This is a genomic window from Microbacterium paraoxydans, from assembly GCF_018224615.1.
Taxonomy (GTDB): Bacteria; Actinomycetota; Actinomycetes; order Actinomycetales; family Microbacteriaceae; genus Microbacterium; species Microbacterium paraoxydans_B.
The window spans coordinates 55,900-67,836 of record NZ_JAGTUK010000002.1 but is presented as its reverse complement, the minus strand read 5'-3'; the positions used below and the strand labels follow the sequence as shown (position 1 = coordinate 67,836).

Annotated in this window: 12 protein-coding genes; 4 read left to right on the top strand and 8 right to left on the bottom strand. The window is 72.6% G+C overall.

Features of this window, described 5'->3' with window-relative positions; genetic code table 11:
- The first annotated feature begins 1 nt into the window (after position 1).
- Positions 2–1,222 (top strand): ROK family protein, encoded by a 1,221-nt coding sequence (locus KE274_RS05955; RefSeq protein ID WP_211541838.1) that lies wholly within the window; start codon positions 2–4, stop codon positions 1,220–1,222.
- Between the two features lie 16 nt (positions 1,223–1,238).
- On the opposite strand, the gene KE274_RS05950 is transcribed toward KE274_RS05955, so the two are convergent.
- Together KE274_RS05950 and KE274_RS05945 are read right to left on the bottom strand one after the other, a co-directional pair.
- Positions 1,239–2,324, bottom strand: coding sequence for a serine hydrolase domain-containing protein (locus tag KE274_RS05950; RefSeq protein ID WP_211541836.1), 1,086 nt, complete (start codon positions 2,322–2,324; stop codon positions 1,239–1,241).
- Between the two features lie 106 nt (positions 2,325–2,430).
- Positions 2,431–2,811, bottom strand: coding sequence for a winged helix-turn-helix transcriptional regulator (locus tag KE274_RS05945; RefSeq protein ID WP_249186113.1), 381 nt, complete (start codon positions 2,809–2,811; stop codon positions 2,431–2,433).
- Between the two features lie 118 nt (positions 2,812–2,929).
- Between KE274_RS05945 and KE274_RS05940 the strand changes: the two genes are divergently transcribed.
- The gene (locus tag KE274_RS05940; RefSeq protein ID WP_211541834.1) at positions 2,930–4,483 is read left to right on the top strand and encodes an MFS transporter; all 1,554 of its coding nucleotides are present in this window, start codon (positions 2,930–2,932) and stop codon (positions 4,481–4,483) included.
- Between the two features lie 12 nt (positions 4,484–4,495).
- Here KE274_RS05940 and KE274_RS05935 read toward each other — a convergent pair whose 3' ends face one another.
- The 4 genes from KE274_RS05935 to KE274_RS05920 all read right to left on the bottom strand — a co-directional run bounded on the left by KE274_RS05935 (position 4,496) and on the right by KE274_RS05920 (position 9,136).
- Complete coding sequence (locus tag KE274_RS05935; protein WP_211541832.1) at positions 4,496–5,839, bottom strand: dihydrolipoamide acetyltransferase family protein; 1,344 nt, start codon at positions 5,837–5,839, stop codon at positions 4,496–4,498.
- A gap of 27 nt (positions 5,840–5,866) precedes the next feature.
- A complete protein-coding gene (locus tag KE274_RS05930; RefSeq protein WP_211543317.1) occupies positions 5,867–6,832 on the bottom strand; it encodes an alpha-ketoacid dehydrogenase subunit beta in 966 nt (321 codons plus the stop codon).
- Positions 6,833–6,843: 11 nt separating this feature from the next.
- Positions 6,844–7,971 (bottom strand): thiamine pyrophosphate-dependent dehydrogenase E1 component subunit alpha, encoded by a 1,128-nt coding sequence (locus KE274_RS05925; RefSeq protein ID WP_211541830.1) that lies wholly within the window; start codon positions 7,969–7,971, stop codon positions 6,844–6,846.
- 97 nt (positions 7,972–8,068) lie between these two features.
- Positions 8,069–9,136, bottom strand: coding sequence for a histidinol-phosphate transaminase (locus KE274_RS05920; protein WP_211541828.1), 1,068 nt, complete (start codon positions 9,134–9,136; stop codon positions 8,069–8,071).
- 52 nt (positions 9,137–9,188) lie between these two features.
- Here KE274_RS05920 and KE274_RS05915 point away from each other — a divergent pair, with 52 nt between their 5' ends.
- A complete protein-coding gene (locus KE274_RS05915) occupies positions 9,189–9,593 on the top strand; it encodes a phage holin family protein (RefSeq protein WP_211541826.1) in 405 nt (134 codons plus the stop codon).
- A gap of 1 nt (position 9,594) precedes the next feature.
- A complete protein-coding gene (locus KE274_RS05910) occupies positions 9,595–10,278 on the top strand; it encodes a hypothetical protein (protein WP_211541824.1) in 684 nt (227 codons plus the stop codon).
- 17 nt (positions 10,279–10,295) lie between these two features.
- Here the strand turns inward: KE274_RS05910 and KE274_RS05905 are convergent, their stop codons facing one another.
- Positions 10,296–11,579 (bottom strand): hypothetical protein, encoded by a 1,284-nt coding sequence (locus tag KE274_RS05905; RefSeq protein ID WP_211541822.1) that lies wholly within the window; start codon positions 11,577–11,579, stop codon positions 10,296–10,298.
- Positions 11,576–11,839 (bottom strand): hypothetical protein, encoded by a 264-nt coding sequence (locus tag KE274_RS05900; protein ID WP_211541820.1) that lies wholly within the window; start codon positions 11,837–11,839, stop codon positions 11,576–11,578. The genes KE274_RS05905 and KE274_RS05900 overlap by 4 nt, the downstream gene beginning before the upstream one ends.
- Positions 11,840–11,937 lie beyond the last annotated feature (98 nt).

Sequence of the window (11,937 nt, the reverse complement as noted above, 5' to 3'; positions counted from 1 at the left end):
AGTGGCGGAGGTCTCGACGGGGCTGGGCACCGGGCGCGCGAGCGTCGGCGCCGTGCTCGACTTCGCCTGGACCGCCGGGGAGTTCACCGCGACCGAAGCCATGGCCGGCACCTCCCTCACCCGCTCGACCGCGATCGATGCGATCGACACCCTCGTGGGCGCCGAGGTGCTGCGGGAACTGCCCAACGCCCGGGCCACGGGCGACTACCGCGCCGGCCGCCCCGCCCGACGCTTCACCCTCTCCCCCGACCTCGGCGTGGTCATCGGCGTCGACGCCGGCGACACGCACCTCGCCGTCACGGTCGCGGATCCGCTCGACCGCACGCTCGTGCACCACCGCGCCGAGCTCGACCCGACGCAGAGCGCCAAGGCCCGTCGCGCCACCATCGTCGAGCGGATGCGCGCCGCCCTGGACGAAGCGGGCGTCGACGCGGATCACGTGCTCGCGGTGTGCGTCGGCGTCGCAGCGCCGGTCGACCGCGACGGCATCTCGCCGCCCCACCCCGAAGGGTTCTGGGAGCGCACCAACCCCGGCCTCGCCGCGGTCCTGCACGACTGGGCCCCCGTGGTCGAGGTGAAGAACGACGCGCAGCTCGCCGCGATCGCCGAGGGGACGCTCGGCGCCGCGCAGGGCTGCCGCGACTACGTGGCGCTCCTGGCCAGCGAGCGCTTCGGCGGCGGGGTCGTGGTGGACGGCCATGTGCTGCACGGCGCCCACGGCGGCGTGGGCGAAGGTGTGGTGTTCGACCACATCGTCGGGGTCGGCTCGGCGTTCGGCCTCCGGTACGCGCTGCAGGACCAGGCGCGCGCCGCTGTCGAGTCGGGAGAGGCCCCCGCCGACAGCCCGCTCGGACGGCTCGTGGCGGAGGGCCCCGTGGAACCCCGGCTCGTGCTCACCCTCGCCGCCTCGGGCGACGCCGACGCCGTGCGGGTCGCCGAGCGCGTGGGGGCCACGGTCGCCCGCGTGGTCGGCGTGCTCGGCAGCATGTACGACCCGGCGCGCGTGATCGTGTGCGGTGCCGTGGCCGAGAGCGTGGAGCCCGTGCTCGCGGCCGCCCGCCGCATCCTCCCCGCGGAACTGCACCTGCCGGCCCCCGAGATCCTCGCGTCGTCGCTCGGCGCTGAGGTCGTGTCGGTCGGCGCGGTCGCCACGGCCCGCCGTGCGGCGAGGGAGCGCGCGGTGCCGCTGCTCGCCGAGCGCCGCCTGCGCACGACCGCCTAGCGCGCGACAGCCCGGGTCACGGGGTGCGGGGTGACGCCGCCGTCGCATCCGGCGGCTCGGGGGTGTGCGCCTCAGCGGTCCCGTGCGCCCGCGACTCGACCGCGGGTGCCCCGGCGGCCAGGTAGCGGGCGGCGAAGGAGTCGATGCGGCGAGGGGTGGCCGTGAGCGCGACGACGGCACGGCCGGTGCTCGGCTGCACCGTGAACTGCGCCTGCGACCCCCAGGTGCCCCCGGTGTGCTCGATCACGGGCGCGGATCCCGGGCCCACCAGGAACCAGCAGAGCCCCAGCTGCAGGTCGTCCTTGATCCGGTGGTGCGGGGTGACCGCCAGGCGCAGCCCCTCGGCGACCTCCGCGGGCGCCGGGCCGAGGAGCGCGTCCGCCAGCCGCTGCAGGTCGTCGAGCGTGGAGGCGTACATGCCCGCGGCCGGCATCGCGTCCTGCAGGTAGGGCAGCGCGACGCCCTTGCCGTTCGTGGGGCGCTCCACCACGTCCGGACCCGCGGTGGGGCGGTCGAGTCCGGTCCTGGTCATGCCGAGCGGACCCAGCAGCCGCTCGCGCATCAGCTCGGCGAACGGCACCCCGGTCACCGCGGCGAGCGCGTCGCCCAAGAGCCCGACGCCCATGCTGGAGTAACGGAACCGGCCGTCACGGCGCGCCCGGGCGGCGCTGGCGGACAGCAGTCGCCGGTAGTCGTCGTCGCTCACGCCGCGCCACGGATCCTTCACGCTGAACCCCAGCGCGGTGGCGAGTTCGCGTCGCACGAGCGGGCGCGGGGTGTTGGGCAGTCCGGCGCGGTGGGTGGCCAGGTCGAGCAGCGTGGGCGCTGTGCCTCGCCACGGGAGCCTCTCGTCGCGTGCCTCGTCGATCGGCTGCTCTGGGTCGACCTCCCCCGCCGCGATCAGCACCCCGAACAGCGACCCCGTGAGCGCCTTGCTCACCGAGCCGATCTCGAACCGCCGCTGCGCCGCCTCCACGGGATAGCCGAGCTGCGTCCACTCGCCGTCGCCGTCTCGGAGGGCGGCCGCGACCCCCGCCCCGGCCGTACCGGCCAGCCTCGCCAGCTCCGCGGCGGCATCCCCGAACCCCTCGCTGCGTCGCATCGATCCTCCCCCGCCGTGTCCCTGCCGTCTTGTTCCACCGTAGGGAGCGGGCGCGGGCGCCCACATCCACCGGCGGGGGGATTCTGCGGGCGCACCCGCACCGGGTTCAGGGGCGGGGCATGCGCGGGGCGTCGGCATGATCGACGAGCACGATCTCGTCACGCCGGATGCGCTCGCGCCCCCAGTCGCCGAGCGGCTCGAGCGCGCGGTTGAGCGCGATCCCCGAGTCGGTGAGCGAGTACTCGACCTTGGGCGGCACATCCGCGAACACTTTCCGGTGCACCAGCCCGTCCTGCTCCATCTCCCGCAGGTGCTGCGTGAGCATCTTCTCGCTCACGCCCGGGAGCGACCGGCGCAGCTGCGCGAAACGCAGGGTGCCGTGCTCCTCGAGTTCCCAGAGGATCAGGCCCTTCCACTTGCCGCTCACCACGTCGAGCGCCGCGTCGATGCCGCAGACGTACGGACCGTTTCTCGTCTTCATCGTCATGATCGTCCCCTACTTACCAAAACGTTCGTACCGCAGTAAATAGTGGGTACTTCCTCATTCCGCGGTTCGAACCCAGTATGGGACGCACTCCGGCGTTTGAGAAGAGAAGAGCCCCGCCATGAACCCGTCACCGGCCGTCACCGTCACCCGCTCGGGAGCGAAGCAGTGGTGGGGCCTGGCCGTCCTGGCACTCCCCACGCTCCTGCTCTCCCTCGACATCACGGTCCTCCACCTCGGCGTCCCCCTGCTGAGCGACGACCTCCGGCCCACCTCGAACCAGCTGCTCTGGATCATCGACATCTACGGGTTCATGATCGCCGGCTTCCTCATCACGATGGGCTCCCTCGGCGACCGGGTCGGACGCCGACGGCTCCTCCTCCTCGGAGCAGCTGCGTTCGGCATCGCGTCCATCGCCGCCGCGTTCTCCCCGACCGCGGAGGTACTGATCCTGAGCCGTGCGGTCATGGGCATCGCAGGGGCGACCCTCATGCCGTCGACGCTCGCGCTCATCAGCAGCATGTTCCCCGAACCACACCGACGCACCCTCGCCATCGGCATCTGGGCCACCATGTTCTCGGCCGGGATCGCTCTCGGGCCGATCGTGGGCGGAGCGCTGCTCGAGCACTTCTGGTGGGGCTCGGTGTTCCTCCTCGGGGTTCCGGTGATGCTGCTCCTGCTGATCGCGGGACCGCTGCTGCTGCCCGAACACCGCGACCGGACGGCGGGGCGACCCGATGCGGCGAGCGTCGTCCTCATCATCGCGACCATGCTTCTCGTGACCTTCGGGGTCAAGGAGCTGTCGGCGTACGGTCCCGCCCCGATCCCGGTGCTCGCCGCGATCTTCGGCGTCACCCTCGGCATCGCGTTCGTGCGCCGTCAGCGGCGACTGCCCGATCCGCTGCTCGACCTGCGGCTGCTCTCGACGCCCGCCGTGCGCGCGGGGCTGATCGCTCTCCTGATCTCCACGTTCGCGGTCGGCGGGATCTACCTCTTCCTCACCCAGCACCTCCAGCTGGTGGGCGGCCACCCGCCCCTGGCGTCCGGGCTCCTGCTGCTCCCGGCCGCGGGGGCGCTGATCCTCACGTCACTGGGGGCTCCGCTCCTCGCCCGCCGGGTCCGGCCGATGCTGATCGTGGCGGGCTCCCTCACCGTCGCCGCGGTCGGGTTCGTCGTGCTCGCCCAGGTGTCCAGGGTCGACGGGGCGGAGGCGCAGACCGTCGTGGTGCTGATCGGCTTCGGTCTCGCCTATGCCGGGATCGGTCCCGTGACGGCGCTCGGAACGGACGTGGTCGTGGGGTCCGCTCCCGCCGAACGGGCCGGATCGGCGTCGGCGCTCAGCGAGACGAGCACCGAGATCGGGGTGTCGCTCGGCATCGCGATCCTGGGCAGCCTCGGCTTCGCCCTGTACCGCGCGGGTATCCCCCAGGGCTCCCAGGCCGACGGGACTCTCGCCGCGCACGACAGCGCGCGCGAGACGCTCGCGGCCGCCCTGAGCGCGGCACAGGACCTTCCGCAGCCGCTCGGAGAATCCCTGCGGACGATCGCCACGACCGCGTTCGCCTCGGGGTTCAGCGCGGCCGCGTGGCTCGGGGCGGTGCTGCTCGTCCTCGCGGGCGGCGTCGCGCTCCTCAGCCTCCGCCGCACCGGAGCGGCGTCGATACCGCCGCAGTGACCCGAACCGGGCTCAGTCGACCAGCAGCGCGGGCTCCTCCAGGACCGAGGCGACATCGGCGACGAAGCGGCTCATGCCGTCACCGTCGATCACGCGGTGATCGAACGACCCGGCGACCGTGGTCACCCAGCGCGGGCGCACCTCGCCGTCGACCACCCACGGCTTCTGGCTGATCGTGCCCATCGCCACGATGCCCGCCTCACCCGGGTTGATGATCGGCGTGCCCGCGTCCATCCCGAACACACCGATGTTCGTGATCGTGATGGTGCCGCCCTGCTGATCGGCCGGGGGCGTCTTGCCCTCGCGTGCCGTGAGCGTCAGACGGTTCAGCGCGCGGGCCAGCTCCTTCATGCTGAGGTCCTGCGCGTCCTTGATGTTCGGCACGAGCAGGCCCCGCGGCGTCGCGGCCGCGATGCCCAGGTTCACGTAGTGCCGCACGGCGATCTCGGCCCCCGCCTCCGTGTCGATCCACGCGGCGTTCACCATCGGGGTGCGTCGGACCGCCCAGATCACCGCGCGTGCCATGATCAGCAGCGGCGAGACCTTGATGTCGGCGTAGTCGGGCGACGCCTTGAGCCGCTTCACCAGCTCCATCGTGCGGGTCGCGTCGACCTCTTTCCACACCGTCACGTGCGGGGCCGAATAGGCGCTCTGCACCATCGCCGACGACGTGGCCTTGCGCACGCCCTTGACCGGGATCGACTCGGTGCGGTCGTCACCGGCCGCGGAGGGCCGCGTGACCGTGAGGCCCCGCGCCAGGCCGGACGGCGCCGCCTGCGGAGCGGGCACCGTCTCCTCGCGCACGCTTCCCCACTCGGGCGTCTCGATGTTGCGGAACACGCTCGCCTGCGACGCGTGCTTCATCACGTCGTCGCGCGTGACCTCGCCGTCGGCGCCCGTCGGGGTCACCGCGGTCAGGTCGACCCCGAGGTCGCGCGCGAGCTTGCGGATCGGCGGCTTCGCGATCACCCCCACGGACGACCGCACGGGCCGCTCGGCCGGGCGCTTGCGCCGCGACGTCGCCCCGCCGCCCGAGCCGTAGCCCACCAGCACGGAACCACCGCCGTCGTCGGCCGCGGGAACCGCGGGAGCCGCGGGTGCCGCAGCCACCGCCTCCTCGGTCACGAAGGTGATGATGGGCGTGCCCACCTCGACCGTCGCGCCCTCCTCCACCAGCAGCTCGCCCACCACGCCCGCGTGCGGCGACGGCAGCTCCACGAGCGACTTCGCGGTCTCGATCTCGCAGATCACGTCGTTGATCGCGACCGTGTCACCCGGGGCGACCTTCCACGCGACGATCTCCGCCTCGGTCAGACCCTCGCCGACATCGGGAAGGGGGAAGTTCTGCGTGCTCATGACGGGTCCTTTCGGCTGGTGCCGGTGTCAGTAGGCCAGGGAGCGGTCGACGGCCTCGAGGATGCGATCCGCGTCGGGCAGGTAGGCGCCCTCGAGCTTGGCGGCCGGGAACGGGGTGTCGTAACCCGACACCCGCAGCACCGGGGCTTCGAGCGCGTAGAACGCCCGCTCCATCACGGTCGCGGCGATCTCGCTGCCGAGGCTCGTGTGCCCGGGGGCCTCCTGCGCGTACACCATGCGGCCGGTCTTGCGGACGGAACCGAGGATGGGCTCGTAGTCGACCGGCGACAGCGACCGCACGTCGACGACCTCGCAGCTCGTGCCCTCGGCCTCCGCGAGCGCCGCGGCCTGCAGCAGCGTGGTGACCATGGCGCCGTGGCCCACCAGGGTCACGTCGGTGCCGGTGCGCACGACCCGCGAGGAGTGCAGTGGCACGGCCGATGCGTCGAGCTCGACCTCGCCCTTCGGCCAGTACCGGCTCTTCGGCTCCAGGAAGATGACCGGGTCGTTCGACGCGATGGCCTCCTGGATCATCCAGTACGCGTCGTTCGCGGTCGACGGCGATACCACGCGCAGGCCGGGGGTGTGCGTGAAGTACGCCTCGGGGCTCTCCTGGTGGTGCTCGACCGCGCCGATGTGGCCGCCGTAGGGGATGCGGATCACGATCGGCAGGCTCAGCGAGCCCTCGTGCCGGTTCGTGAGCTTCGCGAGCTGCGTGGTGATCTGGTCGAACGCCGGGAACACGAACCCGTCGAACTGGATCTCCACGACCGGGCGGAACCCGGCCATCGCCAATCCGATCGCCGTGCCGACGATGCCGGACTCCGCGAGCGGCGTGTCCAGCACCCGGCGGTCGCCGAAGTCGCGCTGCAGGTGCTCGGTGATGCGGAACACCCCGCCGAGCTTGCCGATGTCCTCGCCCATCAGGAGGACCTTCGGGTCGTCCTCCATCGCCTTGCGCAGACCGGCGTTCAGCGCCTTGCCGAGCGGCATCGTCTCCAGGGTCACTTGCCCTCTCCTTCGAACGAGGCCTCGTACTGCGCGCGCCAGGCTTTCTGCTGCTCGATCAGCGGGTGCGGCTCGCTGTACACGTGGTCGAACATCGCGTCGGGACTGGGCGGGCCGAGCTGCACCGTGCGCGCACGCAGATCCTCCGCCGCCTCCGCCGCCTCCGCGTCGACCTCGGAGAAGAACTGCGCGGACGCGCCACGGTTCTCCAGGAACGCCCGCATGCGCACGATCGGGTCGCGTCCCGCCCACATCAGCTCTTCGTCGTTGCCGCGGTATTTGGTGGGGTCGTCGCTCGTGGTGTGCGCGCCGAGCCGGTACGTCACGGCCTCGATCGCGCGCGGACCGCCGCCGGCGCGGGCCTCGTCGAGCGCGACGCGGGACACGGCGTAACTGGCCATCACGTCGTTGCCGTCGACGCGCACGCTCGGGATGCCGTAGCCGGCGCTGCGCTGCACGAGCGGCACGCGCGACTGCGTGGTGACCGGCACCGAGATGGCCCAGTGGTTGTTCTGCAGGAAGAAGACGGTGGGGGCCTGGTAGCTCGCGGCGAAGACCATCGCCTCGTGCACGTCGCCCTGACTGGAGGCCCCGTCACCGTAGTAGACGATGACGGCCTCGTCGCGGTCGGGGTCGCCGGTGCCCGTGCGGCCGTCGAACGTGAGACCCATCGCGTAGCCCGCGGCGTGCAGCACCTGCGAGCCCAGCACGAGCGTGTACAGGCGCGTGTTGCCGTTCTTCGGGTCGGTCGGGTCCCAGCCGCCGTGCGAGACACCGCGCATCAGCTTGATGATGTCGAGCGGGTCGACGCCGCGGATACGCGTGACCGCATGCTCGCGGTACGACGGGAAGATCGTGTCCTGCGCGCGGGCGGCGCGACCGGAGCCCACCTGCGCCGCCTCCTGTCCGCGGCTCGGCGGCCACAGCGCGAGCTGCCCCTGTCGCTGCAGGTTCGTCGCCTGGGTGTCGATGGCCCGGATGCTGACCATGTCGCGGTAGAACTGCTCGAGCTCGGCGTCGGGGATGGCCTCGACGAGCGGCAGATACTGCTCGGCCTCGGCGCTGGGCGCGACCTTGCCGGTCTCGTCCAGCACGCGTACGAGGGGGGTCTCTGGGGTGCTCACCGGCCCCACGCTACCCGTGCCGGCATTCCGGGTCACGCATACCTAGGACGCCCTCGTATCTTCCCGGAAGCCCGAGATTCCGCGGATCGCGGGGGCGTCAGCGCTGGGCAGCGGCGACCTCCAGCACGCGGTCGAGCGACTCCTCCTCGCCCACCGAGATGCGGATGCCGTCGCCCGAGAACGGGCGCACGATGAGGTCGGCCGCCACGAACGCGGCAGCCACCTCGTCGGTGCGCTCCCCGGTGGGCAGCCAGACGAAGTTCGCCTGCGAGTCGGGCACGTCCCAGCCGTGTGCGCGGAGCCCGGCCAGCAGGCGCTCCCGGCGCTCCACGATCACGGCGACGCGCTCGAGCAACTCGGCCTCGGCGTCGAGGCTCGCGATCGCGGCACTCTCGGCGGCCGACGTGACCGACAGCGGGATGCCCGTGGTGCGCGCGGCGTCGAGCACCTTCTCGTGCCCGATCGCGTAGCCGACCCGCAGGCCGGCCAGGCCGTACGCCTTCGAGAACGTGCGCAGCACCACCACGTTCGGGTGACGCTCGAACACCCGGGCGGCGAGACCGTCGACCGCGTCCGGCGCGGTGACGAACTCCGCGTACGCCTCGTCGAGGATCACCAGCACGTCGGCGGGCACGCGGTCGATGAAGCGGTCGAACTCGCCGGCCGTGATGATCGGGCCGGTGGGGTTGTTGGGCGTGCAGAGGATGATCGCGCGCGTGCGGTCGGTCACCGCGGCGGCCATCGCGTCCAGGTCGTGGCGGGCGTCGGCCGTGAGGGGCACCTGCACCCCGGTGGCTCCGGCCACGAGCGGCAGGCTCGGGTACGCCTCGAACGACCGCCACGCGTAGACCACCTCATCACCGACCGAGGCGGTCGCCAGGATCAGCTGGTGCAGGATCGACACGCTGCCGGAGGCGACGTGCACCTCGTCGGGCCGCACACCGTAGCGCGCACCCAGGCGCTCGCGCAGCCGCGCGGCCGTCGCGTCGGGGTAGCGGTTGATCGGGGTGGTGCGCTGCAGTGCCTCGACCACCGACGGCAGCGGCTCGAACGGGTTCTCGTTGCTGGACAGCTTGAAGGCCTCGGGCCCTGCCTGCTTGCCCTGCCGGTACGGCGCGAGGGCGGCGATGGCGGGACGGATGCGGGGCAGGATCGGCTCGGTCACGCGTCGAGTCTAGGCTGACAGCCCGCAGTGGCCGTGGGACACTGAACGGACTATGCGCTTCATCATCCGCGTCGTCGTCAACGCCTTCGCCATCTGGGTCGTCACCCTCATCCCGGTCCTCCAGGTGACCGTGACCGCCTTCCCGCCCGGAGAGACGCTGCAGCTCGTGCTCACGCTGCTCGCGGTCGGTGCGATCTTCGCCCTGGTGAACACCATCATCGGCACGGTCGTGAAGGTGGTGGCGTTCCCGCTGTACATCCTCACGCTCGGGCTCATCGGCTTCGTGATCAACGGGTTCCTGCTCTGGCTCACCGCCTGGATCACGAGCAGCTTCGGCTGGGGGCTCTCGGTCGGCTCGTTCTGGTGGGGCGTGCTGGCCGCGCTGATCATCTCGATCATCAACGGGATCTTCGGCGCCATCCTGCGGCCGCAGGACAAGCGCTCGCGCCGCGACTGACGTGCGCCCGTTCGAGCCGCAGCCCCGCGGGGAGCAGCGGTCACGGGGGTCGGAGCCGGCGGGGATCACGCGGCGCACCGTGGTCGCCGCCACCTGGAGCGTTCCCGTGATCGCGGCCGTCGCCGCCAGCCCGGTCGCTGCGGCGAGCGCGACGCCGGAGCTCACGGCCTGGACCGTGACCGCGTGCGAGGCCCCCGACCGCGTGACGCTCATGCTGCGCAACGACACCGCGGCGCCGCTGCAGACGTACCTCGAGATCACGGCGGACGGCACGACGCCCGACGCGGGTCCGGGACCACTGCTCGCCGCGGGCGAAACCCGTCCGGTCGGCTTCGGGCTGCTGCCCAACGGCGGGTACACCTTCCGGGCGAGCACCGACGGCGGGCTCCGCTTCGAGCAGCGGGTCGAGCTCGACTGCGCGCCGCTCGGGCTCACGGCACGGCTCGACCCGGACGACGGCTCCGGCGTGGTGACCGTGCACGTGCGCAACGAGTCGTCCGCCCCCATGACCGTGTACATCGCGTTCGACCTGGGCAGCGACGGCAGCTCCGAGTCGACCGACACGGTGGTGCTGGGCCCCGGCGAGGAGCGGGCCCTGCCTTACCCCGCCCCGCGGGTGGACTACACCGTGCGCGTGTCGAACGACCAGGGGTACGCGCTCGTCGAGTCGTTCGCGTTCGCCTAGCCCCCGGGCGACGCCCCTCATCCGATGCGCTCGGCGCGGTACTCCGTGCGCTCCACCTCGGCGGCCTCGCCCAGCTCGGCCCAGTACCGGTCGAGGGCTTCGGCACGCGGGTCGGACGACCCGTCGACCATGCGTGCCGTCTCCTCGTATTGCTCGATCCCGTGCGACCCCAGCCCCAGGTCGCCCGGATCGGGCAGCGGCTCGACCGTCCTGCTGGCCGTGAAGCTGTCGCCCGAGCCCGTGCCCGCGGCGGACCCGCCCGCGGCCAGCCCGGATACCAGGTCGTCGTCGTGACGGAGCTGCACGAGCGTCTGATCGTCGTTCACCGTCGGCTCCACCGGGCTGCCGACCGTGATCTGCATCGGCACGTCGAACTCGCCCTCCATTCCGAGCTGCGCCGCGATCATGCCCGACTGCGAGTACGCCACCACGTCGACGCGATCCCCCGGCCGTGCCCCCGCCGCCGCGAGCGCGTCCACGGTCGCCTGGTACGACGCCGACCGGGTGCCGGTGTAGAGCTGGGCGTTGGAGCGCATGTCCCACGGCTCCGATCCCTTCGCATCGACGGAGAGCGAGTGCGTGCCGGAGAGGTACGCCACGTAGCGGGTGGTGCCGTCGCGCATGGCGTAGCGCTCGACGGCGACCTGCGCTCCACGGCGCTCCGGGAGGCGGCGCAGCGCCGCGGCGAGGTCGGCGGGGGCAGCAGGGGCGGACCGCGCGACCGCCGTCACGCGCACCGGATCCGCACGCCCCCGCAGACGCTCGCCCGGTTGCACCTTCGCGAACCCCGTGGTCGTGCCGAGCAGCTGCGCCAGGCCGATCGCGGACGGCACCGCGGGGCCGAGCGCCCCGAGGAGCAGGCCGGGATCCGTGAGCGGACGGGACTCCCACGGGAGCACGAGCCCGGACGCGACGAGGCCTAGCGCGGGATCGGCGGCGAGCACCCGGTGGAGCCGGGCCCTGGCCACGGCCGCCGCGGCGGCATCCGTGTGCGCGAGGGCCTCGACTCTGGCACGCAGCTCCACGATCTCGAACACATCGGCCGCGCGTCGCGCCCCGTGTGCTGCGTGCTCCAGCTCGGCGGCGACGTCGTGCAGCTCCTGGGCGGCGGCGCGCAGGGCAGGGAGAGGCACCCCGTCGAACGCCGCCGGATCGGACGACACCGCGGTGCGCGTCTGCTCCACCGCGGTCGCGGCCCGCCGGCACTCCCCCGCCGCGGTGACGAGGCGCGCAGCCACCGAGCGCAGCTCTCCGGTGTCGACCGCCACCACGCCCCCGTGGTCGATGCTCAGCCCGCTCACCGGTCGCCTCCCGCGAGGCAGTGGTCGCGCACGCCCCGGAGCCGCGTGAGCTCGGCGGACGCAGCGTGGAGCTGTCCCTCGATCGTCTGGTGGAGCGCCCGCAACGCCGAGCACTCCCACGCGGTGTCGTGCGCCACGGCACGCAGGATCGCGATGGCGTGGTCCAGGGTGTCGAGCGCGTCGCCCAGATGACTCGCGGCGCGGATGCGGGCCCACGTGTGCGGCGGGGCGTCGAAGCTGGTGGTGGCGAACGGGGTCATGGCCTCCACCCTGCGCGAGCGTCGGCACCGCACCGGACCCGGTTCGCAGCGCACGTGCACAGCTCGCGCGGATGCACGGACGTGCAGGAAGAGCGGGT

What these genes read in the sequence shown, in the direction of transcription:
- KE274_RS05950 (WP_211541836.1), bottom strand. Translation starts at nt 2,324, where the DNA reads ATGCGACGCAGCGAGGGGTTCGGGGATGCCGCCGCGGAGCTGGCGAGG.
- KE274_RS05945 (WP_249186113.1), bottom strand. Translation starts at nt 2,811, where the DNA reads ATGACGATGAAGACGAGAAACGGTCCGTACGTCTGCGGCATCGACGCG.
- KE274_RS05940 (WP_211541834.1), top strand. Translation starts at nt 2,930, where the DNA reads ATGAACCCGTCACCGGCCGTCACCGTCACCCGCTCGGGAGCGAAGCAG.
- KE274_RS05935 (WP_211541832.1), bottom strand. Translation starts at nt 5,839, where the DNA reads ATGAGCACGCAGAACTTCCCCCTTCCCGATGTCGGCGAGGGTCTGACC.
- KE274_RS05930 (WP_211543317.1), bottom strand. Translation starts at nt 6,832, where the DNA reads ATGCCGCTCGGCAAGGCGCTGAACGCCGGTCTGCGCAAGGCGATGGAG.
- KE274_RS05915 (WP_211541826.1), top strand. Translation starts at nt 9,189, where the DNA reads ATGCGCTTCATCATCCGCGTCGTCGTCAACGCCTTCGCCATCTGGGTC.
- KE274_RS05900 (WP_211541820.1), bottom strand. Translation starts at nt 11,839, where the DNA reads ATGACCCCGTTCGCCACCACCAGCTTCGACGCCCCGCCGCACACGTGG.